21 protein-coding genes are annotated in these 24,603 nt (G+C 55.6%); 16 read left to right on the forward strand and 5 right to left on the reverse strand.

The window, feature by feature from the left end; all coding sequences use genetic code 11:
- Nucleotides 1–145 precede the first annotated feature (145 nt).
- From NE562_RS10840 to NE562_RS10850, 3 genes are read right to left on the reverse strand one after another with little or no spacing between them, the layout of a single operon-like run.
- Nucleotides 146–1,735 (reverse strand): response regulator, encoded by a 1,590-nt coding sequence (locus tag NE562_RS10840; protein WP_280962439.1) that lies wholly within the window; start codon nucleotides 1,733–1,735, stop codon nucleotides 146–148.
- A 13-nt stretch (nucleotides 1,736–1,748) separates the two neighbouring features.
- Nucleotides 1,749–3,176 carry a sensor histidine kinase gene (locus NE562_RS10845; protein ID WP_280962440.1) on the reverse strand — a complete coding sequence of 476 codons (1,428 nt, stop codon included), beginning with the start codon at nucleotides 3,174–3,176 and terminating at the stop codon, nucleotides 1,749–1,751.
- On the reverse strand, nucleotides 3,173–4,153 hold the full coding sequence (locus NE562_RS10850; RefSeq protein WP_280962441.1) for a substrate-binding domain-containing protein: 981 nt from the start codon (nucleotides 4,151–4,153) through the stop codon (nucleotides 3,173–3,175). Before NE562_RS10850 ends, NE562_RS10845 begins: the two co-directional genes overlap by 4 nt.
- 358 nt (nucleotides 4,154–4,511) lie before the next feature.
- On the opposite strand from NE562_RS10850, the gene NE562_RS10855 reads away from it, so the two are divergent.
- The 9 genes from NE562_RS10855 to NE562_RS10895 all read left to right on the forward strand — a co-directional run bounded on the left by NE562_RS10855 (nucleotide 4,512) and on the right by NE562_RS10895 (nucleotide 14,812).
- Nucleotides 4,512–5,630: an ABC transporter substrate-binding protein gene (locus tag NE562_RS10855; RefSeq protein WP_280962442.1), complete on the forward strand. Its 1,119-nt coding sequence runs from the start codon at nucleotides 4,512–4,514 to the stop codon at nucleotides 5,628–5,630.
- A 78-nt stretch (nucleotides 5,631–5,708) separates the two neighbouring features.
- Nucleotides 5,709–7,166: a sugar ABC transporter ATP-binding protein gene (locus tag NE562_RS10860; protein ID WP_280962443.1), complete on the forward strand. Its 1,458-nt coding sequence runs from the start codon at nucleotides 5,709–5,711 to the stop codon at nucleotides 7,164–7,166.
- The gene (locus NE562_RS10865) at nucleotides 7,163–8,119 is read left to right on the forward strand and encodes an ABC transporter permease (RefSeq protein ID WP_280962444.1); all 957 of its coding nucleotides are present in this window, start codon (nucleotides 7,163–7,165) and stop codon (nucleotides 8,117–8,119) included. The genes NE562_RS10860 and NE562_RS10865 overlap by 4 nt, the downstream gene beginning before the upstream one ends.
- Nucleotides 8,116–9,075 (forward strand): ABC transporter permease, encoded by a 960-nt coding sequence (locus tag NE562_RS10870; RefSeq protein ID WP_280962445.1) that lies wholly within the window; start codon nucleotides 8,116–8,118, stop codon nucleotides 9,073–9,075. Before NE562_RS10865 ends, NE562_RS10870 begins: the two co-directional genes overlap by 4 nt.
- A gap of 27 nt (nucleotides 9,076–9,102) precedes the next feature.
- Nucleotides 9,103–9,933 carry an N-acyl homoserine lactonase family protein gene (locus NE562_RS10875; RefSeq protein ID WP_280962446.1) on the forward strand — a complete coding sequence of 277 codons (831 nt, stop codon included), beginning with the start codon at nucleotides 9,103–9,105 and terminating at the stop codon, nucleotides 9,931–9,933.
- Nucleotides 9,934–10,072: 139 nt separating this feature from the next.
- Complete coding sequence (locus tag NE562_RS10880) at nucleotides 10,073–11,656, forward strand: mannitol dehydrogenase family protein (protein WP_280962447.1); 1,584 nt, start codon at nucleotides 10,073–10,075, stop codon at nucleotides 11,654–11,656.
- Nucleotides 11,657–11,843: 187 nt separating this feature from the next.
- Nucleotides 11,844–12,032 (forward strand): hypothetical protein, encoded by a 189-nt coding sequence (locus tag NE562_RS10885; protein WP_280962448.1) that lies wholly within the window; start codon nucleotides 11,844–11,846, stop codon nucleotides 12,030–12,032.
- Nucleotides 12,033–12,050: 18 nt separating this feature from the next.
- Nucleotides 12,051–12,929, forward strand: coding sequence for a DegV family protein (locus tag NE562_RS10890; protein WP_280962449.1), 879 nt, complete (start codon nucleotides 12,051–12,053; stop codon nucleotides 12,927–12,929).
- A 77-nt stretch (nucleotides 12,930–13,006) separates the two neighbouring features.
- Complete coding sequence (locus NE562_RS10895) at nucleotides 13,007–14,812, forward strand: polysaccharide deacetylase family protein (protein WP_280962450.1); 1,806 nt, start codon at nucleotides 13,007–13,009, stop codon at nucleotides 14,810–14,812.
- Nucleotides 14,813–14,888: 76 nt separating this feature from the next.
- Here NE562_RS10895 and NE562_RS10900 read toward each other — a convergent pair whose 3' ends face one another.
- Nucleotides 14,889–17,000, reverse strand: coding sequence for an S-layer homology domain-containing protein (locus NE562_RS10900; RefSeq protein WP_280962451.1), 2,112 nt, complete (start codon nucleotides 16,998–17,000; stop codon nucleotides 14,889–14,891).
- Between the two features lie 62 nt (nucleotides 17,001–17,062).
- The gene (locus tag NE562_RS10905) at nucleotides 17,063–18,034 is read right to left on the reverse strand and encodes an RluA family pseudouridine synthase (protein ID WP_280962452.1); all 972 of its coding nucleotides are present in this window, start codon (nucleotides 18,032–18,034) and stop codon (nucleotides 17,063–17,065) included.
- Between the two features lie 196 nt (nucleotides 18,035–18,230).
- Here NE562_RS10905 and NE562_RS10910 point away from each other — a divergent pair, with 196 nt between their 5' ends.
- The 7 genes from NE562_RS10910 (at nucleotide 18,231) to murB (ending at nucleotide 24,569) form a co-directional block, all read left to right on the forward strand.
- A complete protein-coding gene (locus tag NE562_RS10910; protein ID WP_280962453.1) occupies nucleotides 18,231–18,740 on the forward strand; it encodes a YceD family protein in 510 nt (169 codons plus the stop codon).
- A 54-nt stretch (nucleotides 18,741–18,794) separates the two neighbouring features.
- Complete coding sequence (rpmF, locus tag NE562_RS10915; protein WP_280962454.1) at nucleotides 18,795–18,980, forward strand: 50S ribosomal protein L32; 186 nt, start codon at nucleotides 18,795–18,797, stop codon at nucleotides 18,978–18,980.
- A 70-nt stretch (nucleotides 18,981–19,050) separates the two neighbouring features.
- Nucleotides 19,051–20,367, forward strand: a complete 1,317-nt coding sequence (locus NE562_RS10920; protein WP_280962455.1) for a DUF512 domain-containing protein — start codon at nucleotides 19,051–19,053, stop codon at nucleotides 20,365–20,367.
- Nucleotides 20,368–20,482: 115 nt separating this feature from the next.
- Nucleotides 20,483–21,808 (forward strand): ribosome biogenesis GTPase Der, encoded by a 1,326-nt coding sequence (der, locus tag NE562_RS10925; protein WP_280962456.1) that lies wholly within the window; start codon nucleotides 20,483–20,485, stop codon nucleotides 21,806–21,808.
- A 24-nt stretch (nucleotides 21,809–21,832) separates the two neighbouring features.
- Entirely contained in the window at nucleotides 21,833–22,471 is a 639-nt protein-coding gene (gene plsY, locus NE562_RS10930) for a glycerol-3-phosphate 1-O-acyltransferase PlsY (RefSeq protein ID WP_280962457.1), read from the forward strand.
- On the forward strand, nucleotides 22,468–23,481 hold the full coding sequence (locus tag NE562_RS10935) for an NAD(P)H-dependent glycerol-3-phosphate dehydrogenase (RefSeq protein ID WP_280962458.1): 1,014 nt from the start codon (nucleotides 22,468–22,470) through the stop codon (nucleotides 23,479–23,481). The genes plsY and NE562_RS10935 overlap by 4 nt, the downstream gene beginning before the upstream one ends.
- A 173-nt stretch (nucleotides 23,482–23,654) precedes the next feature.
- Nucleotides 23,655–24,569: a UDP-N-acetylmuramate dehydrogenase gene (gene murB, locus NE562_RS10940; RefSeq protein ID WP_280962459.1), complete on the forward strand. Its 915-nt coding sequence runs from the start codon at nucleotides 23,655–23,657 to the stop codon at nucleotides 24,567–24,569.
- The last annotated feature ends 34 nt before the right edge of the window (nucleotides 24,570–24,603 follow it).

Here is a 24,603-nt window from a genome sequence, read left to right on the forward strand (position 1 = left end):
ACCCGCTGAGCGGCCGCCATTTGGCGGTCGCTGTCGTGCTGTGTAGAAAACGATAACACCGAGTGACTGTATATTACTGATGCTGAAGGAACCGGTAGCGCTACGGCCAAGGTCGCGGGGCGTGAACGCGTGCTCCAGAATGTTTTTATTGAGCTGTTGGGTTTTCCTGCTTTCGATAGATGCTGGGGGAAACACCTGCGTATTTTTTAAAAATATAACTAAAATAATGCGGTTCACTGTATCCGATCGCATAAGTGATGTCGGATAGCTTCAGATCGGTTTCCCGCAACAGTCGTTTGCTTTGCTCAATACGAAATCGCGTTAAATACTCAATAAAGGTTTGCCCTACCTGCTGTGAAAACACAGTGCTAAAATGGTTGGGGCTAAAACCGGCTTCAGCAGCGACCGTGTTAAGCGACAGGTCGCTGTCCGCATAGTGTTCCCGGATATATGCTTTTGCGCGTTGAAGCTCTTCACCATAATGCCCGCCCCGCCGGCAGTCGCGTTGGGACACTACGGCTTCGATCATCTTGCGCGCATAGGAGAGGGTGCTGTCGTAGGTTAAGGCCGCCTGCATGAGGGTTTCACTGTCACCCGTATCTCGCAGGAGCGGAGGCTGTTCTGCATTGATCCGCCGCAATAGCCGCATAGAAGAAACGACCAGATCGGCGAGCAGATAATATCGATACAGCAAACTGGATTGATCCTCATCCTGAGCTGCACCGAAATGCTGCGCAAGCAAAAAATCGATATCTTCCTGAGAAACATGCTGTAGCCTATCCGCAAGCGGTACCGCATCCGTAAAATCAAACCGCGGATAAAGTCCATGCTCAAGGTCAAGCGAACTGAGAATGGAACCGTGCGGCTGGCCCACCAATCCGCCGAGTGATCGGCTTGCATCGCGGTAGGACTGCGCAAATTCGCTCAGGCGCGATACGACCGAGCCGATTCCGACGGATAGTCCGGCGTTCAGCAGTCTTTTTGTTTCATGCTTCAGCGCTTGTGCGATCTCATATGCGGATTCCAGCGCGGCATCGCCGCTGCCGGCTCGAAGAAGCACAAGAAAGCCGTCGCCGCGCGCCGCCCAAAGCGAATCCGGCCGATCTGCGAGGATTCGGTCGAGCAGTATGTAAAATTGCCGGCGCAGCATGCCGTCGGGCGGTTCTGAAGTAGTGCGCACGTCAAGACAACATACAAGATACTGCCGCGCGGAAAGAGATATTCCTAGTTTTTGCGCGCGCTCAAGCGATTCAGAAGAAGAGAAGCATTCATCAACCAGACCGTTCAGCAGGTGCCCGACGAGCAGCCTGTGTTTAGTATCTGGCGGATCGTCCGCTCCCGCAAAGTAAGTAGTGCGCTCCTCCTCGATCTTATGTACTGCTTTGTCTAGGCTGCCGAGCAACTGTGGCAGCGTAAACGGCTTTAGAATGTATTCGTCAACGCCGAGGGAGATCGCCTTTTGCGCGTATTCAAATTCATCGTGACCGCTCAAAATTAAAAGATGAATCCACGGCAGTTTTTTTCGGATCATCGCGCCGAGTTCCAGACCGTCGACAAAGGGCATACAAACATCAGTCAATACAATGTCGGGCTTAAGCTCCTGAATCATAGGCAAAGCCAGTTCGCCATCCGGCGCTTCACCGCAGATCGTATACGCGTTTGCCGCGCTCTGGAGCAATTCGCGGATGCCCTTGCGGATCACTTCTTCATCGTCCACAATAAATAAACTATACATAATTTATCCTCCGTTATGCCAAGTGGCTGGGAATGGTGAACGAAACCATGGTACCGCTTTTATAAACGCTTTCAATCGTCAATCCGGGGGTATCGTAATACATACGGATACGCTGGTTGACGTTATACAGGCCAAATCCGGAGCGCGGGGCATTCTCAGATTGGAGCGCGCCGCGCAGCGACTTAAGCTGCGCTTCCGTCATGCCAATACCGGTATCGGATACGGTAAATGTCATCGTGCGGTCAGGGTTAAGCTTTGCAGATACCGATATGCAGCCTCGGCTGCGCTTTTTTTTGATTCCATGATAAATGGCGTTTTCAACAAGCGGCTGAAGAAGCAATTTTAAAATATGGTACTCGCGCAACGCTTCGTCAATATCGATTTTGTACTGCATGATGTTTCCGTACCGCACACTTTGAATCTGTAAATAGCTTTCAACATGCATTACCTCTTTACCGACTGTGATAAAATCGCCGCCGCCGCTGAGAGAGATGCGAAAGAACTGGGTCAGCGCCATTGTAAGATCGACCACGGCTTCATTTTCTTTTTGCTGTGCGAGCCAAACAATGGTATCCAGCGTATTGTAGATAAAATGCGGTGTGATCTGCGCTTGCAATGTGCGCATTTCAGCCTTGCGCAGATTGCGTTGATCGGCAATGCGGCTGTCGATCAGTTCATCAAGCTGATCTGCCATCGTGTTGAGGCTTTGCGTCAGCGTGGATAACTCGGACACGGCGGGCGGTGCGGCGCGCGCATCCAGATGGCCGGCGGCAAGCTGCACCGCCATGGTTTCCAGACAGCTGATTGGTTCGCGGATATCCTGCTGTACCGATCGGCATGAATCGACGGACAGCACTACGATGATAAGCAACAGGAGCGCGGCGAGCAACGTAATGACAACGGCTGATGCGCGCAGCGATTGGTTGATATCCGCGATCACACCGATTTCAATATATATATACTCTTGCAATACGGTGCCGAGCAGGCCGGAAACGCTGCGGATCTCGCGCAGCGTCTGTTCATTGGAGTACATGGAAGAGTGACGATAAGGGGGCGCGCCGAGTTGTCCAATATAGGTGTTCAGTGTTTCAACAAGCTGCATGGCCGCCCGCACCTGCTGGCGGCTTTCATAGGTTTCGGTTTCATAGAGCAAATGGTCGAGCCTGCGTGATATTTCTTCCATGATACGCCGCTGTCCGCCGGTCTCATATGCTTGATTGCCGGCGACAATGTTCCAAAGCTCGGTTTCCAGCTGCGAGCCGGACAGTCCAACAATGTCGCGCGCGTCCGCGATGTAACCGATATGCTGATGGTAACGCGCGGTCATGGGAAGTAAAAACACCAGCAGCAGTATGGTTGGGACGGCGAGTAAACTGACGATAAACAGGTAGGCGGAATGAAGCTGGCGGCGGATGCTTTGCGCTTTTTTCGTATATTTCATACAGCGGATTCTCCATTGACAAGCAGTGTTCCGGGCAGCAGCACGCTCTTGTCCGGTGTTTCGCCGTCCTGCAAACGCAGCACGGTATCTATAACCGTTTCGCCGAAATCAGTCAGGTCGCAACGTCCGAGAACGTTGATTTCTCCGGCGCTAAAAGCCTCTAGAACCGATTCACCGCCGCCAAGAGAGAAAATATGTACATCCCGACCTGGGCGCAGGCCGTTTTCTCGCAAAGCGTCGACGGCACCAAGTGTCATTGCGTCGTTACAGGAAAGTACGGTGTCGAACTGATAGGAGTTATGCAGGAGCGCCCCTATCAGCTCTTGCGCCCGCGAACGCATATAGTCGCCGTTGACGCTGAAGTTTTGCTGGTTTCGGCCGGACGCGACCAGCGTATCGCGAAACCCATTTGAAATATCATGCGCGACGGAGGAAGCCACGGTTCCATTGAGCTGCACGAGCCAAAAGGGTTGTTCGCCCTGAACTTGCAGTAGCGTCGCGGCAAGCTGTCCTGCCAAGGCATAATAATCAAAGCCGATATGATAAACCGGATAAGCTTCTTTTTGCAGATCCGCGTTATTCGACTGCGATAAGCGCTCGTTGATCGTGATCAGTGGAATCTGTGCCTCTTCCGCTTCTGAAAGGATATACTCCCAACCGTTTTCCATAACGGGAGAAAAAATAATCGCATCGGTACGATAGACCAGAAGGGTGCGGATCGCGTCAATCTGGTCGGATTGCGTGCGCGACGTCTGGATAATCGTTACCTGAATCCGCCTGCGTCGCGCGGCCTGCTGAACAGCATCATACATTTGTGTTTTCCAGTCGTCTTCGCAATCGGTCAGAACCAAACCGATCACGGTCTTAGGAGATGGCTGATCGCCGTCGGGTGCGGCAAACAACACGCGCCCTTCGACAAACAGCATACCGGCGATGATCAAAGTGATCACCGCTAATAAAGATTTTCTGACGGACATACTGCGCCTCCCTCTTAAGGTGATAATAAATGCTAGAGAGAATAACAAAATATTCTATTTCAATGATACCGTAAGACGAAACGGGTTGCAACCGGCAACAAATTCCAAAAAATGCACAATTGAAGAAAAATGTTTGCTAAAGAGCCAATAAAAATAGCGAAGATGGAAATTCCATAGGAGAAAAATACAAAGAGTAAAAGGGGTATGATATTTTATCATAAATTATTGTTAAAAGACCCGATGGTGAAAAAATTTCGTATATTTCAGGATTTTCGCAGTGCGAATAGGTTGTTATACTATGGATACATTAAAGACCAATCGGCCGGAGAACATGTAAAACAAAAAGGAGGAGCGAAACATGAAAAAGAGAGGCTTATCACTGACCAGCCTGCTTTTGGCGGGTATGTTGACACTCACCGCCTGTAGTGGTAACGGAGAATCGGTAACCGAAAAAATGGGTGAGGACAACAGCGGTGGTTCACAGATCGGCGCGGCGAATGTGCCGGAAGGCATGGTGGACACTTCACAGTTTCAGAAGGAGGGGCCGTATATCATTGGCTTTTCCAATATTTCAGTTGTAAACACATGGCGCATGCAAATGGTGCGCGAGCTGGAAACTGCCGCGCAGGAAAAAGGCGTTACGTTATACGTGACGGATGCGGGTAACGACACCTCCAAACAGGTTTCAGACATACAGGATTTGATGGCGCGCGGGATTGACGCGCTGTTGGTTGCGCCGGGATCGACCACCGTCACGAATGCCGTGACAAAAAAGGCGCTGTCACAAAACATACCGGTCATCGTGTTCAATTCCGAGGTGGAGGATGAAAGCGCGTTTACCAGCTATGTGGGCACGGACGCGGTCGAATTCGGCTATACCATAGGCAAATGGTTGGTCAATGAACTGGACGGTAAGGGGAACATCATTGTGCTGGACGGAACGGCGGGAAGCGGCGTAAACGAAATGCGGGAAGATGGATTGCATAAAGCGCTTAAGGAGTTGCCGGACGGTGGAGAAAATATCAACATCCTTGCGACCTATTATGCAGATTGGGCCTATGACAAGGGCAAACAGTCGGCTGAACAGGCGCTGGCGGCATATCCCGATATCGACGGCGTTTGGTCACAGGGCGGCGCGATGACGCAGGGCGCGCTGGAAGCATTTCAAGCGGCCGGGCGCCCGTTGGTGCCAATGACCGGCGAGGATGGAAACGGCTTTCTAAAGGCATGGAAAGCCGCACAGCCGGACGGATTTAAGGCGGTCGCCGCGAGCGATCCTTGCTGGATGGGCGCTGTGGCGCTTGATACCGCACTGAGCGCGCTAAACGGCGAACCGGTCGAAAAGTACAATTATATCCCGGTACCGACGATCACGGATGCTGATATCGACCAGTATGTGCGCCCGGAGTACTCTGATTCGTATTGGTGCAACACCAAAATGGATAAGGCGGTCGCGGATCAATACTATTTGGAGTAAAAACGAAAGCGAGGGCTTGATATGGGACGTACGGTTTTGGAAACAAGAGATATTTGTAAATCGTTTTATGATAATCTGGTGTTAAATCATGTAAATTTTACCTGTACGTCCGGAGAGATACACACGGTGGTTGGTGAAAACGGCGCCGGAAAATCAACGCTGATGCGCATTATTTCCGGCGTCTATCAGCCGACTTCGGGAGAACTGTTTATCAACGGCGAACCGGTGCGGTTTACCAATCCTTTGCAAGCGCAGCAGGCCGGTGTCAGTATCATCCATCAAGAATTCAATTTGGTGCCCCACCTCAGCATTGCGGAAAATGTATTTCTGGGTCGGCAGCTTTGCAAAAAAAACGGCAATATCGATGTTGCCGCGATGCGGTCCAAAACCGCCGCGCTAGCGGCCATGCTCCATATGGATTCAGATCCCGACAAGGCGGTATGCCGCCTAACGGTCGCACAGCAGCAGATGGTTGAAATCATGAAAGCGATTGAGCTTAACACGCAGATTATTATTATGGATGAACCGACCGCCGCATTGACGCCAGTTGAGGTAAAAACTCTTTTTGAGATTATGCGGCGGCTGCGTGACGACGGACGGACGATCATCTACATATCGCACCGCTTGAATGAGGTGTTTGACATTTCCGACCGTATTACCGTACTCAGGGATGGTGTCGTGTCCGCGGCGCTGCGCACACAGGATACAACAAAGGACGAGGTGGTCAGACGGATGGTGGGCCGCAAGCTCGATAATATTTTTCCGCCGCGCGATGACGCGTGCCCAGGAGACGTGCGGCTTGAGGTTCGGAACATGGTGATAGCTCCGGGCAAGGCACCCGCAAGCTTTTCTGTACGCGCTGGAGAGATCTTGAGCATCACCGGATTGGAGGGGCAGGGGCAGCGCGAAATATTGCGCGCGTTATTCGGCTTGCATCAGCCGGTCGCCGGAGAAATTCTGGTTAACGGTAAGAGCGCCGCGCTGCGCAATACACACTCCGCGATGGCGCTGGGCTTTACTTTTTTAACGGACGACCGCAAGAACGAAGGGCTGTGCCTCGACCTGCCGATATACCGGAATATCAGCCTGCCGGTGTTCCACAGACTACAAAAAGGACCGTTTTTGACCATACGCGCAGAAAAACAAGAGGCGCGGCGATATATGGAGTTGCTGAACATCAAGGCGGAAAGCGCGGAAGAAACAGTGCGCAAGCTATCCGGCGGCAACCAGCAGAAGGTGCTGCTTGGCCGGTGTCTGTCTCCCGCGCCGCAAATATTGCTGGTGCACGAGCCGACGCGCGGTATCGACGTTGCGGCCAAGGTGGAGATTTATAACCTTTTAAAGACTTTGGCGCGCCGAGACCGGGTGGCGATCCTCCTTGTTTCAAGCGATTTAATGGAAGTGCTCCACGTCAGCGACCGTATCCTTGTCGTATATGACGGCGGCGTGACAGGGGAGTTGTCCGCGCGAGAGGCGACCGAGGAAAGCGTGATGCGTCTGGCGACCAATGTGGCGGAGGAGGGAGCGGCAGTATGAAAATACGGGTATTGATCAGGAAGTACGATAACCTATGTATCGTCTATGCGCTGCTATTTGCCGTGCTGCTTATCGGCACGGTATCCTCCCCGCGGTTTCTTACCACTGTTAATCTGGGTAATATTGCCGAACAGGCGGTTGGTCTGGGTATCGTGTCGCTGGGGCAGGCGCTGGCGATTCTTTTAGCTGGCATTGACCTTTCGGTCGGCGCTGTCGTCAGCTTGTCGACTGCGATCATGTCGGTGGAGCTGCTGCCGGGAGCGCCGGGCGTGCTGCTCAATCTGGGTATCACAGTAGCGGCGGGGACACTCGTAGGTGCGTTCAACGGCTTTGGCATTGTGCGGCTGCGCATTCCTCCGTTCATTATGACGCTCTCGACAATGTGCATGGTCAATGGGATTGCGTTGAAGATTCGACCGGTGCCGGGCGGCTCTATTCCGTATGGCTTTATGGATCTGTTATTTGGCCGCGTCGGTATTTTCCCACATGCGCTTCTCCTTTGGAGCGTTCTGGGTGCCGCGCTTATTTGGCTGCTGCATCATCGACGCTTTGGACGCAACCTTTATGCAATAGGCGGAAATGCGGCGACAGCGGCGCTATCCGGCATACCGGTCGGGCGTGTGCGGGTGCAGGCTCATGTTCTTTGTTCAGTTATTGCGGCGGTCGGCGGCATCTGCGTCGCTGCGCGCATGGGATCGGGGGACGCCACGCTGGGTGACCTAACCGGCATGGATTCTGTTACAGTCTGCGTATTGGGAGGCATCAGCCTGTTTGGTGGACAGGGAAATATCGTCGGATTGCTGGCCTCTACCTTGATCCTCAGCGGCATCAGCAATATTTTGAATATGATAGGCGTCAGCTCATATTACCAATATGTGTTCAAGGGCTTGGTCCTGCTTATCACTGTGTTGGTGTTTTCGGTTAAGAGCCGGCGAAAGGAGGGGCCGCAATGATCGGTGGGCTTGTAAAACAAGTAAAAGGGATGATGCAAAAACGGGATATTCCGATTATTCTATGGGGATTGATCACGCTGCTGATCGTGCTTGGCCTTGTCTCTCCGAATTCAGTCAAACCCGCGCATTTGTTGGATTTTACCCGTCAGGCTGCGCCTATGATCCTTGCTTCGATCGGTCAGACGATCGTCATGCTGATCGGTGGGCTAGACTTGTCGGTTGCGGCTGTCATGGTGCTGGTGGACGTGGTAGCAGCGCAGATGATGATGAATGATCCGTCAAAGGCGTTGCCGGTCGCGCTGTTCTGCATCTGCATAGGCGCGGTGATCGGGCTGGTCAACGGTTTGCTGTGCGCGGTTCTACATATGCCGAGTTTTGTTGTCACGCTTGGTATGAGCACGTTGCTGCTCGGTGTCACACTGCTGTACAGCGGCGGTTCGCCCAAAGGATCAATCCCGGATAATTTCCGGTTTCTCGGCACCGGATTTGCGGGCGGAATCCCAATGGCCGCGATCGTTTGGGCGGTCATTACCGTTTTGGTGGTACTGATGATGAAATTTCTTCCGATTGGGCGGTATATCGTTGCGACCGGCGTAAATCCTATGGCAGTTTATCAGTCCGGTGTGGACCATGTGCGCATCCAGTTGCTTTGCTATATGCTGTGCGGCGTGTTTGCGGCGCTGGCCGGGCTTCAAATATCGGCTTATATCGGCACGGCCAGCTTGCAGCTCGGCGAGGATTATCAGACGCGATCGATTGCAGTCGCGCTGCTTGGCGGCGCCGCCTTTACGGGCGGCAAGGGCAGCATTTCGGGTACAGTCGCGGCGAGCCTGTTTATGGTCGTTATGTCCAGTCTGGTCGCGGTGCTCCATATGGACGGCGGCGATCAGAGCATCATACAAGGGATCATCATTTTGGCCGGTCTGCTGCTGAGCAGTCTGAAAAAAGACGACTGATCCTCAATGGCAAAGGAGCGGAAGTATATGAAAGGCCTTGCGTTTGCAATTATTCGGTATGGTTCGATCTGGAACGATCCAGCGTGGAACGTAGCGGTGCCCAATCCCGCGACCGCGCATCATCCTCGGGCAGAAAGCGTATTTACGGAATATCCAGCCTCCTTTATCTTGATCCGGCACCCCAAAGTTGGGTACATCCTTTATGATGTAGGTGATTTTCCGGACGGCGAGGACGGTGTTCCGCGTCCGGTTTATTGGAAAGAGTATTTTAGACCGCAAATGCGCCGTGAGGATTATATAGACCGCATTCTGCCGCGCTATGGCGTGCAGCTATCCGAGGTTTCGCATATCATCCTATCCCATATGCATTACGACCATGCGGGTGGCATCAAGTTTTTTAAAGGAACGCACGCAGCGCAAAACGTTTTTGTGCCGAAAGAGGACTTTGTACAGGGCTGTCTGGCTGCTTTAACGGCGGATAATGAACAAACGACCGAATCCCCTTATTGGCGCAGTATCATGACCGCGCCGGGCATTGCTTATCATTTGTTGGAGGAGGATACTGAATTGTTTCCGGGCGTTAAAGTGTTGTTGCTGCCCGGTCATACACCGGCTGTGGGTGCGCTTCTGCTCGAACTGGAAAGCGGGAATTATCTATTTCCAAATGATGCATGCAGCTCGCGGATCAATTACGGCCCGCCGGTTCATCCGACCGCCATCCTATATGACAGCTTAGGATACGAAAAGAGCGTAATCAAGCTTCGCCGTATCGAGCGAGAGCATAAAGCCAAGTTAATTTACTCGCACGATCTGCAAGCGGATCAAAGCTACCGGCACTTTCCGTACTTTTATGAATAAAGCGTTTGATTTGCCTTCCTCTTTCTCTTCTTCTCTTGTGTGATGGAGGCGGGGATACCCCGCCTCCATCACCACGGGATGATAAGAAAGCAGAGACTGAGGGCGCGGACACGTGCAAAAGGCGCAAGGAGGACTGGAAATGACAAAATTGTCAAAGGCATCGCTGCATGATAAGCGGCTATGGAAAGGCTACTTATTACCAGAGTTTGATTTCGACGCGGTGGCGCGAAAAACGCGTGAACAGCCGATATGGCTGCACTTTGGAGCAGGGAACCTGTTCCGCGCGTTTCCGGCGGTGTTGGCGCAGCGCCTGCTGAACAGCGGCGCAATGGAGCGGGGCGTCATTACCTGCGAAGGCTATGACGATGAGATCGTTGCCGGATGTTTTAGACGATCTGATGATCTTACCATACACATCACACTGGAACCGGATGGTGCAATAGAAAAGGAAGTGATCGCCTCGGTCACGGAGACGCTGGTTTTAGAGCAAGATAGGGCGCGGATAGAACAGATATTCGCCGCGCCATCGCTGCAAATGGCCACCTTTACCATCACAGAAAAGGGCTATGCACTGTATGACGGCGAGCAGCGCTTGCTGCCCGAAGTCGCGCTCGATCTGAAAGCCGCGCCGGGAAACAGTCGATCCTTCATGGCCCGGCTGACGGAATTGCTGTTGCACCGCATGCATAGCTGCGGCGCGCCGATCGCGCTTGTCTCCATGGATAATTGTTCGCAAAATGGAGACAGGCTGCGGCAAAGCGTTCTGTACATTGCGGACAGCTGGTATAAATCAGGCAGATTGTCGGAGCGAGAGCGCATCTATCTGCTGCAAATGGTCTCGTTTCCGTGGACGATGATCGACAAAATCACGCCGCGCCCAGAGCGCACGGTGGCGGAGCGGCTCGCGGCTGATGGCTTGCAGGATATCACACCGTTTATAACAAAAAAAGGAACATATATCGCGCCGTTCGTGAACGCGGAACGCCCACAGTATCTGGTGATCGAGGATGATTTTCCGAATGGCCGTCCGCCGCTTGATCAAGCCGGTGCGATTTTTACCGACCGGGAAACCGTTCACAAGGCAGAGCGTATGAAGGTAAGCGCGTGCCTCAATCCGCTGCAAACCGCGCTTGCAGTGTATGGCTGCTTGCTCGGCTATACTTCAATCGCAGCGGAGATGCAGGATCCAGAACTGGCGGCGCTCGTGGGGCGCTTGGGCCGTGAGGAGGGGATGCCGGTTGTGAGCGATCCAGTGGTGCTGGATCCAAATAATTTCTTGCAAGAGGTATTACAGCTGCGTTTGCCCAATCCCTATGTTCCGGACACCCCGCAGCGCATCGCGACCGATACCTCACAAAAAATAGCGGCGCGCTTTGGTTATACCATACAAAGCCATGGCGAAAATGCGTGTGGACTCACCTGTGTTCCGCTTGTGCTTGCGGGCTGGATACGCTACTTAATGGCCGTAGATGATACGGGAAAGCCGTTTTCTTGCAGCGCTGATCCGCTGCTCTGCTGGCTGCAAGAAAAAATGTCGGGCATTTCGTTAGGAAGTGTGGGGGAGCAGAGCGTAGCGGCTGTGCGGTCTGTCCTATCCAATCGAAACTTGTTCGGAGCCGATCTGCAAGCGTGCGGACTGATGGATAAAACCATCGGTTATTGGGAAGAAATGACGGTAGCGCCCGGCGCTGTCCGGGCAGTACTGAAAAAATATATGGCTTGAAACAGCTATCCCCGAGAAATGCAGTGAATTTCTCGGGGATAGCTGTTCTGTCATGCGTTGGCCGCGCCCCCCAACCGGTCGTATGTTTTTTAAAAAGTATGACCGAACTGTGAAAAATGCCGATTCGGTTCGACTTTCTGTGCGCATTGTGTTATACTAATGTCAATATAGCAAAGGAGAACCGGCAATGACTATTTTAACCTGTGAATGCGGCAACGAGATCTATATCATGGACGAGACCGACGCCACCGCGTGGCAGTGCGACGCTTGCGGCGAGTGGTATGATTTTTTCGGCGTCAAGGTCGCGCCGCCCGATCAGCGAAAGCCTGTTAGAACGCCCCATTCCGTCAACTGGAGCGCCGGAGAAGATCTTTAAGAAAAGCGGGAGAGGTTTATGAACCAACAAAAGATCGCATTGCTGACCGATTCCTGCGCGGACATTCCCGCGCATCTGATCAAAAGGTATGATATCTACGTTGTTCCACTTAAACTGATTTTTTTCGATGGCGAATTTTCCGATAATGTTGATATCACGCCGGACGAGGTATACCGCCGCTTAAAGACCGAGCTGCCCAAAACCACGCTGCCGAGCGGCGAAGCCGTGGAAAACGCCTTTATCCGTATCCGGGACGCCGGATATACCAAAGTGCTGGCCATCAATTTTTCCAGCGGATTAAGCGGCACGCATAATTTGGTACGCGTGGTCGGGGAAAATACGCCCGGGCTGGAGGTCGCGGCGTTCGATACGCTGAGCGGTTCCCTAGGCACAGGCATGACGGTTTTGCAGGCCGCGCGCTGGATCGAGGAAGGGTGGAGCTGGCATGCGCTGACCCGCGCGCTGCCGCGCCTGATGGCGGATACCCATGTCTTTTTCTGCGTGGATACGCTGGAATATCTGCAAAAGGGCGGCCGCATCGGTAAAATCGCCGCGGTGGCTGGAACGCTGCTGCAGATCAAGCCGATTATTTCTTTTGCTCCGGACGGCGAACTGGTCAGCGTGTCCAAGGTGCGCGGTCGGAAATTCGCCATGGAGAAAATGGTGCAAATGGCCACGGCGCTGGTGCCGCGCGGCGCGCGTTTTAACCTTGCCGTGGCGCATGGCGATTCGCCGGGCGAGCTGAAAGAGATACGTTCCATGGCGCAGCGCGCCCTGCCGGACCATGAAAATTTTATGGAGGGCGAGATCGACTGCACATTAGGGGTGTATGTTGGCCCACATCTGCTCGGAATCGGCGTTCAACTGCTTGCAGACGAGCTTTTTGTCGAATTGTAACCCAATTCTAGCATCATTCGTAGTATCATATGATATGACAAATCAATAACAGGATAGGCAGGAAGGAATGAACAGCAATGCCTTATCAAGCGAGGCGGTATCGCCGCCGCCGAAGACGCAACAGCCATTACGGCGTGTTGATCGCGCTGATTTTACTGATCGTGATCGCGGTGCCCGTTGGGTTCCGGCTGGTAAAGGGCGTGACCGGCGCGATATTCGGCGGCAGCAAAAATCAGGTGGTATTTCAGGTTTATAATTCCAAGGCGTATGTGGGCGGCGAAATAAAGGATATGGGCGGCGCCGCGCCGTTTGTGGATGACAGCGGCACAGCCGTTGTACCGCTTAAGGCAATGTGCGAAAGCCTAGGCTTAGAGCCGGGCTGGGAGCAGGTGAGCAAAACCGCCTCGATCACACACAAAAAAGATACGGTCCGCGTGACTGTTGGCAGCAAAACGCTGCGCTTTAATGATGAAACGCGCACGATGGCAACCGCGCCCGCCATTGTGGACGGTACGACCTATGTGCCGGTGCGCGAGATCTGCGAGGCGCTTTCTTGGAAGACCGGCACGCTCGACGCGACCAAGGGCGATCTGATCGTCGTTTCCAAATCCAAAAAGGAGTTGGATGATGAAAAGCTCACGAAGATCGCGGAGGAAGCCCTTCCGAAGCTTGGCCCGTCGCGTCAACAGGTAGTGGACGGCAGCGTGCTGCTGCGCGTCGATTCCGATAAGCTGCTGCTCAGCGGCGAAGCAAAGTCGATGACCGATTCTCTGGGCAAGCGCGGCTGCGCGGTCATGGAGAATGACGGGACAAAATTCGTGCCGTTGGAAGGTGCTGTAACGGCCATGGGCGGCGAGGCATCCAAGGATGACAAGAACCGATGGACGGTGAACGTCTTGGGCCGTGAATCCACTGTGGAGGACAACGGCAAGGCCAAGGTGGACGGCAAGCGCGTTAAAGGCGATAACTTAACGGCGCACACCGATCCGGACAGCGGCCGCTTTTATGTTTCGGCGCAGCTGTTTGCCGCGCTGATCGGCGAGCATTACAGCGATCTGAATGACGGCAACGGTACCCTTGCTTTTACAAAATCCCCGCTGGACGGCTATGACAGCCAAAAGGCCTATTTGGATTCCATGCAGAGCGAACTGACCCAATCTGTCGGCGGCAATATCCCGGAGGCGGATGTTTATATCGCGCTTTCCTTTGACGACGGCCCGACCGGCCCGCTGGACGGATATCCGGAAGGGCTGACCGCCCATCTGCTCGACGGCCTGAAGGAGCGCGGCGCGCACGCCACGTTCTTCATGGTGGGCGAACGCATCAAGGGCTACGACGGGACGATGAACCGCTTGCTGGAAGAGGGGCACGAGCTGGGCAACCATACGATGACCCACCCCGGCGCAAAGCTTTCCGGTTTGGACGCGGAAAGCGTATACGATCAGGTGGAATCCAACAGCAAGCTGATCGAAGAGAAGACCGGCCACCGGCCCACGGTCATGCGCCCGGTCGGCGGCGGCGTAAACGCAACCGTGAAGGAACAGATGAAGGCGATCGGCGTGCCGATCGTCAACTGGAGCGTTGATACCGAGGATTGGCGTATACGCGATAAGGAAAGCGTGCGTAGCGCCATTGTCAATACCGCGGGCGACGGCGATATCGTGCTGATGCACGACCTTTACACCACCTCGGTCGAAGGCTGTCTGGCCGCGATCGACGATCTGCAAAGCCGAACGGATAAGACCTATGCGTTTGTAACGATATCCGAGCTGGCGGCGATCAAGGGCATTACGCTGGAACCGGGCGTGGTTTACAACAACCTGTCCGACGCCACGGCGCAAAGTATTCAGGACGGCACCTATTCTCCGGCTGAATTCACGTAAAACAAAAGCTGAACCCGGCAGTCACCGACTGCCGGGTTCAGCTTGTCAAAACGCCGCTGCATCGCGGCTTGGACGTTTAACGCGCCATGAAGTTGTAAAGAACGATGACGGCCTGCCCCCGCGTCGCGGTTTCATTCGGGTTAAAGCGGCCGTGCTCGTCGCCGCGGATTAGGCCCATGCCCTGCGCGGTGGCGACATAACCGTAATATTGGCTGGGAATCGCGGCGTCATCCGTGAACGAGGTGCGGTAAATACCGGTCAAGCCGGCGGTCTTGCCAAAGCCGGTGCCGTCGATCAGTATTTTGACCAACTGCGCGCGGCTCACGAGCTGATCCGGGGCGCGCTCGCTCCGGGTGAGCATACCGTGGGAGTAAGCGGCTTCGTACAAAGAGTCGGTGTCCTCCTCATAGTACATGCCGTTTGCGCTGAGGAGCAGAACGAGCAGATCGCGCTGGGTCAGCGCTTTGCCCGGCTGTAGCGTGCCTTCGCGGTAGCCGACGCCCAGTTCTGCTAGCGTCATGGCCTGTGGGTGAGAGGCCTCGGTAACATCGGAATAGGAGATTGCGCTGTTCCAAGAGGAGGTGGGGAACAGCGTTTCGCCGGTTTTGGCGTCCACGCCGCGGCAGTACGTGTCGAATACGGCGGTATAGCCGAGCTTCCATTCAAGCAGGTAACGGCCGCCGGCCGCATAATAATCGGCATATTTCGGGTAGTCCGGCATGGAAGGGATAAGTTCCTTGGGCACGGCCACGTATTGCAGGGTGACCGTCTGCGCGCCAAAGTACGCGTCCAGCGCTTTTTCGGCGGTGATCAGTCCATCCGCACGGTCAAAGGTCACGCTATCGTCCCAAGTATAGTAGAAGGAATCGACGAAGCCGCTCTGCCGGTCTATGCCTACGGTAAAGGCGTTGCCGGGGTAGGGGTGACCGTTGGCCTGCTCCGCATAGGTGTAGCGTACATAGCGGTTGCTGAAATCCAGCGTATCGTACAGGGCGGTTTGCTCCGCCTGATCGGCAAAATAGCGCTTTAGGAACGCGGCCGCTTTGGCGTTTCCAGCGTCGCCCGCATAAGTGGTGGCAGCGTTTTTGATCTCCTCGCCGCCATGGGTGGAAAGGTATTGCAGCGCGCCGGTGCGCGCGTCGACCTCGGCCGATTTAAACAGCGCGGGGTCTGTGCCGTTTTTTACATATTGCAGGCGGCACATGACCGCGCCGGTCTCGTCATCCACCTGACTGTACTGTGCGCCGGACAGCTTGTAGCCGTTCAGGCCGAGTTCTGGCATGGCGCGCAGCTTCGCATCCAGCGCATCCGTACCCAGCACGCCTTCCAGCGCCGCTATGGCGTCCTGTTCATACGCGGAAAGACCGTTTTCAGCGGCGGCGTCCGCACTGGAACCGGCGTATGCGCCGCCATAGCCTTTGTCACGTGCCTTTGTGTACAGTTGATCCAGATCGACGAGCGCGCCGGTCTGCGCGTCCACATAAAAATCGTTTGCAGCCTGCGGTACGTAGCGCAAGACCGCCTGCGTTTCGCCTTCTTCCAGCACGTATTCCAGCCGCAGCTCGTTTGTGGCGCGCAGCTTTGCCGCCGCCGCTTCCTTGGTCACGGCAGGCGTTTTGGAGGGAATGGCGCCGATGCGCGGCTCCTCGTTGCGGGAATAAGAGGTCACCGTCAGATCGGGCAGTGAAACGTGCACGCGCAGGGTCACGGGCGTGGGCACGCCGTCATAGGTCATCTGTCCGGAAAAGCTACAGGAATCGGTGTTATAGATCGAAATGTCGTCGTTATCATTTTCAAATACATAGCCCTCCTTCTCGCGCATCAAGCGGGATACAAAGGCGTCCGCCGCGGCAAGCGCCTCGCCGCGGGTTGATTTGGGCAGCTTGGGCGCGTAGTCGTCCCGGTAGGCGCTGTTTCGCCCTCTTTGCCAATAGGAATAGATCGTGCCGTCCTCGCCGGCCTGCACCTCAAGGGATTCGCCGTCCCCCGACCAGCTGAGCGACCAATAGGTTAGGCCCATTTCACTCGACTGATAGCCCTTGAAATCGGTGTACTGGTCGCCGACGTCGATCTGCGCCTTAACCAGCTTTGTCACCTTGGCGAGCTGGTCGGACTGCGGCGCTTCGGCCGCGAAGGCGGAGCCGAAAAGCAAGCATGCAGATAAAATGATAGAGATCGCCTTTTTCATAATGTTTCCCTCCTTTAATAGGTTCCCTATTGTTTTAGACGAAGCGCCTATGCTTCGTGTTCCTAAGAAAGCTGGAAGCCGGGGAAATATTTTCGCACAAAGGGAATGTCCTTGACCCGGAAGGTCTTGCCGTTTAAATAGGAGAGCGCGCCCGCGCCGTCCCCGAAGCGGAAGGTGAGGGAGTAGGCGTAAAGCGCCTGTCCCTTTTCACGGTACGGCCGGTTTTGTTCGTTTGACCCGTATTTGCCGTCGCCTAGCAGCGGACAGCCGATGGAGGCCATGTGGGCGCGTATCTGGTGCGTGCGGCCGGTCAGCAGTTCGCATTCGACAAGGGAAAGCCCGCCGTTTTTTGCCAGCGTGCGGTAGCGGGTGATCGCCGTTTTGCTGCCCGGCACCCGGGCGCTATGCAACGTGACCTGCTTGCGCTTTTCATCGCGGCGCAGAAAGTTCTCGATCTGACCGCTGGGCGGCGTCGGCGCGCCGTGCACGATCAGCAGATATTTTTTGATCAATTCGTGTTCCTTGATCTTCTCATTTAATATACGCAGCGCTTCGGCGGTTTTTGCGGCGACGACAATGCCGCCGGTATTGCGGTCGATTCGGTTGCATAGGGCGGGCGAGAAGGACGCGGCGTCCGCCGGGTCCCACGCGCCTGTCTGCACCAGATAGGCCTGAATGTGCGCGATCAGCGTATCGGCGTCGCCGGACTCGTCGGCGTGGACGACCATGCCGGGCGCCTTGTCGGCAAGTAAAATGTTTGCATCCTCATAAATCACCGTGAGTTTGGGGGACGAGATCAGCCGGAACGCCTCGTCCTCCCGCACGGGGGAGAAATACGCATCGTTGAGATAGAGCTGTACAAGGTCGCCCTCGGACAAGCGGAGCGAAGCCTCGGCCCGCTTGCCGTTCACCTTGATGCGCTTGAGGCGCAGATATTTATGCATCTGGCCGCCGCCAAGCCGCGGCACCGCTTTTTCAAGAAATTTGTTCAGGCGCTGGCCGCTGTCGTTTTTCGCGATACTGTACTCTTTCATAGCAGGGTCCTTTCCCGGTTATTCTCTTCCTTTTAGTATAGCGGATTTGATCAAAAAAGCAAATGCCGCGGCAGGTATTCGCGCCGTCTGTGGGAAAGGGAGGGAATGGACAGAAAAAGCCGCGTTTTGCGCAATTTTTGGTTGACAAATGGGAGCGCGGTATAGTATACTATTCCATGTACCATGTGAGGTTGACATGAAGATTGATTTAAGAAAACTTACCGGCGCAGCCGTCGCTTCCATACCGTTTTCGGAAACGATCTCTCTGCGCGAGGAAAAGCTTTACGGCGCATATCCGTTTCAAAGTCCGGTAACGCTCAGCGGCGAAGTGTCCAACGAGCGGGGCGTTATCCGATTGACGGGAACGATCAAGACGATCTATTCGACTTGTTGTGCGCGTTGTCTGGAGCCGCTCGAGGTTCTCTTGACGGCTGAAGCCGACGTGATCCTTACCACCGATCCCGAGGCCGAGGAGGACGACGAAGTCTTAGTGCTCACGACCGACACCGTGGATCCGGCGGATATCCTAGTGCCCGAGTTGATTTTGCAGGTCGAAATGACATACCTCTGCAAGGAGGACTGCAAAGGCCTCTGTCCGCATTGCGGCGCGGACCGCAACAAGGTGACCTGCAACTGCGAAAGCCAGCAGATCGATCCTCGATTTGCCGCGCTGCGCGCGCTGCTCGATCCGAAAGAGGACGAGTAAACGTTTCATTAGTCAAAAAGAATCATAGAAGATAAAGTAGGAGGTGTATCCACCATGGCAGTACCGAAGAGAAAGATCTCGAAAGCCCGTCGCGACAAGCGCCGTAATTCTCACTGGAAGCTCTCTCTGCCCGGCATGAGCAAGTGCCCCAAGTGCGGCGAGATGAAGCTGAGCCACAGAATGTGCAAGGCTTGCGGCTATTACAACGGCCGCGAGGTCGTCGCCGTCAAGGAAGCGTAAGGCTAGACAGAATGAAAATGGAGAAGGCGGATGTGCTTTCTCCGTTTTTTTATGGATGGAGGTGTGCCGTATGGCGTCACGGATCACGCAAATAGACGCGGGCAGTCCGGCGGAACGGGCCGGGCTTCGCGTGGGGGAGACCCTGCTCGATATCGGCGGCACGCCGATCCGCGATGTGCTGGACTATAAATTTTACAGCTACGACGCAGCGCTTACCCTGCGCGTGCTGGCGGCGGATGGACAAACCATCCGCGACGTGTCGGTGCAAAAGCGCGAAGGCGAGCCGCTCGGTCTGAATTTCGAGCATTATTTGATGGATGGCATGAAGCGCTGCTCCAACAGCTGTGTTTTTTGCTTTATTGATCAGCTGCCGAGAGGTATGCGGGAAACGCTTTATGTCAAAGATGACGATGCGCGCATGTCCTTTCTGATGGGCAATTATATTTCTCTTACCAATCTGTCCGAGGACGATGTCGACCGCATTTTGCGCATGCGCATCTCACCGGTCAATATCTCGGTGCAGACGACAAACCCCGCGCTTCGGGTCGAAATGCTGCGCAATCCGCGCGCGGGCGAGGCGCTGAAGATCATGGAGCGCTTTGCGGCGGGCGGCATTACGATGAATTGCCAGCTTGTGGTGTGCGTGGGTCTTAACGACGGGGAAGAACTGCGGCGTTCGCTCCGCGATCTGCGGACTCTCTATCCGGCGGTGAGCAGTGTCTCGGTCGTTCCGTTTGGACAGACGCGCCACCGCGAGGGCCTGTATCCGCTGCGGGAGACCACGGCGGAAAGCGCGGGGGAAGTTCTCGATATCGTAGAACCCTTTGCGGCCGATTGCCTGCGGGAGATCGGCACGCGCCTTGTCTGGTGCGGGGATGAGCTGTACCTGAAAGCGCGGCGCGAGCTGCCGGACGCGGACTATTACGAAGATTTTACCCAGTTTGAAAACGGCATCGGCATGCTGCCGCTGTTTGCCGAGGAATTCCGTCTGGCGTTGCCGGACTACAAGGGCCGTTCCGCCCGCCCCTTCACCATAGCGACCGGTACGGCGGCCGCGCCCTCGCTTGCAAAGCTGCTTGACGAAGCCGCCGCCGCATGCGATAATTTAAGAGGAAATGTTTGCGCGATTCAGAACAATTTTTTTGGGCACAGCGTATCGGTCGCGGGTCTGATAACGGGGCAGGATTTGATCGCACAACTGAAAAACCGAAACGATCTTGGCGAGCGTGTGCTGATTTCAGCCAATATGCTGCGCGACGGCGGCGACGTGTTTCTGGACGATCTAACGCCCCGGCAGGTATCGGAAGCCATCGGCGTGCCGCTCGTACCCGTTGAGATCGACGGCGCGGACCTTTTGGAAAAAATCTTTCAATCAATCAGTAGTTAGAAGTTAGGAATGAATGGATCGCGCAAGGCGCGACAGATCATATGGCCGGCATAGCCGGCGCCAAAATTACTAATTACTAATTTCTCATTGCTAATTAGTTAAAGGGGGTTTTACAATGTCAAAACCGATCGTCGCGATCGTCGGACGGCCGAACGTGGGCAAAAGTCAACTGTTCAACCGTTTGGCGGGCAAGCGGCTTTCCATCGTGGAGGATACGCCCGGCGTGACACGCGACCGGCTGTATGCGGATAGCGATTGGCGTGGACGCGATTTTACCGTGGTCGACACAGGCGGTATCGAACCGTCGAACGATAATGAAATATTGCAGTTTATGCGCTATCAGGCCGAAACCGCCATCTCGAACGCGGATGTGATCATCCTGATCACCGACCTGCGCACCGGCATCACGGCGGCCGATCAGGACGTGGCCGCCTTGCTGCAGCGGTCGGGCAAGCCGATCGTGCTGGCTGTTAACAAGTGTGACAAGCCCGGTCAGCCCGAGCCTGAGTTTTACGAATTTTACAATCTCGGCCTTGGCGAGCCGTACGGCATTTCCGCGCTGCACGGCTACGGCATGGGCGAGCTGCTGGACGCGGCTTACGAGTATTTTCCGCCCGCGGACGAAGCGGAAGAGGACCAAGGCCGCATCCGCGTGGCGCTGATCGGCAAGCCGAACGTCGGCAAGTCCAGCCTTTTGAACCGTGTGCTCGGCGAAGAGCGCGTGATCGTTTCGGATATTGCCGGTACCACGCGCGACAGCGTGGACGCGCAACTCGATAATGCATACGGCAAATTCACCTTTGTCGATACCGCCGGCATTCGCCGCAAAAGCAAGGTGGAGGAAAAAATAGAAAAGTACTCCGTTATGCGCTCGCTTCTCGCGATTGAGCGAAGCGACGTGTGCGTCATCATGATCGACGCGACCGAAGGCGTGACCGAGCAGGACACCAAGGTGGCCGGCGAGGCGCATAACGCGGGTAAGGCGTGCATCATCGTGGTGAACAAGTGGGATCTCGTCGAAAAGGACGGGAGCACCATGAAGGAATATACCTTGCAGGTGCGCGAGGGACTGGCCTATATGCCCTACGCGCCGGTGCTGTTCATCTCCGCGCTGTCCGGCCAGCGCGTGGAAAAGCTTTTTTCGCTGATCTGCGAAACGTATGAGCAGAACCATATGCGCATACCGACCGGCCAGCTCAACGCGATCTTGGCTGAAGCCACCGCCCGCGTTCAGCCGCCGACCGACAAGGGCCGCCGCCTGAAGATTTATTATATGACGCAGGCAGGCGTATGCCCGCCTACCTTCGTCTGCTTCTGCAACGATGCGCGGCTGTTCCATTTTTCCTACCAGCGCTATCTGGAAAACCAGATCCGCGAGGTGTTTGGACTGACCGGTACGCCGGTGCGCATGGTCGTGCGGCAGCGCGGCGATAAGGAATAAGACAGAAAACGGAGTGACGACAGTATGACCATGCTGCAATTTGGGATCATCGCGGTGAGCGCCTATTTGCTGGGTTCTTTGAGCTTTGCGATCATCGTATGCAAAATGACGCTGCACAAGGATATCCGCGATTATGGTTCGGGCAATGCGGGCCTTACCAACGCGTACCGCACCATGGGGGCGGGGAAAACGCTGCTTGTACTGCTGGGCGATATCGCCAAGGGCGCGGCCGCCGTGGCGATCGGCGCGTTGGCGGCGGGCAATCTCGGCAAGCTACTCGCGGGTGTTTTCGTCATATTGGGCCATATGTTCCCGGTTTATTTCGGTTTTCGGGGCGGCAAGGGCGTGCTGGTCGGCGCGACGATGCTGGCGCTGTTCGATTGGCGCATCTTCTTGATCGCGTTGGCCTGCTTCTTGATCGCCGTGCTTTTTACGCGGTGGATCTCGCTCGGCTCGATCTTGGGCGCGGCCAGCTTTCCGATCACCATGTTCATTTTTTACCGTGATCCCGTACTGGTGGGCATCGCGTTTGGCATGGCCGTCGCGGTCATCTTCATGCACCGCGCCAATGTCGGACGGATGCTGCATGGAAATGAAAATAGGTTTTCCTTTCACAGCAAAAAGGCGATAGAAAACGCGCCGGAGGAGGAGAGCAAGCAATGAAGGTATTTGTACTTGGAACGGGCGGCTGGGGCATGGCTTTGGCCATGCTGCTCAGCGGCAATGGGCACGAGGTCACCTCGTGGACCTATTTGCAGGAGGAGTGCGACCTGCTGCGCGAAAAGCGCGCCAATGAAAAGCTGCTGCCCGGCGTTCGTTTGCCGGAAAATATCGAATTGACGACCGACCTTTCGGGCGCCGCCCGCGCCGATCTGATCGTGCTTGCGGTGCCGAGCTTTGCGGTCGCGGGAACGGCGGAGCAGCTCGCGGACATCGTACCGGCGGGCACGGTCATCGTCAACGTGGGCAAGGGATTGGACGCGAAAAACGGCTACTGCCGCTTTTCCGAGACCATCGACCGCGCCATGGGAGGCAAGAACCCCGTCGTCGCGCTGACCGGGCCGACCCATGCGGAGGAGGTCGCGCGCAGCGTGCCGACCGCTATCGTAGCCGCCTCGCACAGCCGCGCCGCGGCGGAGCTGACGCAGGCCGCCTTTATGAACGACAGCTTTTTCCGCGTGTACACCTCCGCTGATCTGGTCGGCGCGGAGCTGGGCGGCGCGTTCAAAAATATCATCGCGCTGGGCGCCGGCATTTCGGACGGCTTGGGCCTTGGCGACAACTCCAAGGCTGCGTTTATGACCCGCGGCCTGACCGAGATCGCGCGTCTGGGCGTGCGCCTCGGCGCGCGGCAGGAGACCTTTGCGGGTCTTTCCGGCGTGGGCGATCTGATCGTTACCTGCTGCTCGATGCATTCGCGCAACCGCCGCGCGGGCATCCTGATCGGTCAGGGTAAGACCGCGAAGCAGGCCATGGAGGAGGTCGGCGCGACGGTAGAGGGCTATTACGCGACCGAAGCCGGTTATATGCTGGCGCAGAAGCAGGGCGTTTCCATGCCGATCGTTGAGTCGATGTACGGCGTTTTGTACCGCGATGTTGCCGCTAAGGACGCCATCCGTCAGCTTCTCGCGCGCCCGCGGCGCGGCGAGCACGAAGAGCTGTGGCTGAAATAAAAGACGAACTTTGTTTGATGGTACTCTGAAAAGCGCCCGGATCGGTATCCGGGCGCTTTTCTATGCATTTTCCGACCGGAACCGTGCGCCGGGTCAGAAATATTTTTTGCACAAAGGGCGTAAATTTGGTATACTATTCTATATGAGTTTTCCTGAAGGTGTTGGAGGAGAGTATGGTAACAACGCAAGAACTGATCGCTTTGCTGCAAGAGGCGGAAAGCGATATTGAAATATATGAAAACGAGCCGATGAGCCGCCACACGACCTTTGCGATCGGCGGCCCGGCGGATGTGTTTATACAGCCCAAAACCGTGGGCGCGCTGCAAAACGCGCTGCGTTGCCTGCGGCAAACCGAAACGCCTTATTTGATGGTCGGCAACGGTTCCAATATGCTGGTGTCGGACGCGGGCGTGCGCGGCGCGGTCGTTTGCACCGCAGAGATGGATCATATCGCGGTCGGTACGCGGGGGCGGATCACGGCGGGCGCGGGCGCGCTGCTTTCCGCGATCGCGCGGCGCGCCCAGCGCGAGGGCCTGACCGGCGCGGAGTTCGCCGGGGGCATACCGGGCAGCTTGGGGGGCGCGGTATTTATGAATGCCGGCGCGTATGACGGGCAGATGGCGCTCATCGTGCGCCGCACCGAATATCTGGACGGCGAGGGCAACCTCTGCATGGCGGAAGGGCCGGAAAATGCCTTTGGCTATCGCAAAAGTATTTTCCGCGACCATCCGGAGTGGACGATCGTCCGCGCCGAGCTGGAGCTGGCCGAGGGCGACCCCGCGGCGATTCTGCTGAAAATGAACGATCTGGCGCAGCGGCGGCGGGAGAAGCAGCCGCTCAATTACCCCTCCGCAGGCAGTACGTTCAAGCGGCCCGAGGGGCATTTTGCTGGACAGCTGATCGAACAATGCGGCCTGAAAGGCCTGTCGGTCGGCGCGGCGCAGGTGTCGGAAAAACACGCGGGCTTTTTGATCAACCGCGGCGGCGCGACCTGCGCGGATATGCTAAAGCTGATCGAAACCGTACAAAACCGTGTGCGGGAGGCGTTCGGCGTGCAGCTGGAATGCGAGGTTCGCATCATCGGATAGCGAAAAACCGCAGGGAAAAGGAAAGGGCAAAAAA

It is taken from the genome of Butyricicoccus faecihominis (genome assembly GCF_024462775.1).
GTDB lineage: Bacteria > Bacillota > Clostridia > Oscillospirales > Butyricicoccaceae > Agathobaculum > Agathobaculum faecihominis_A.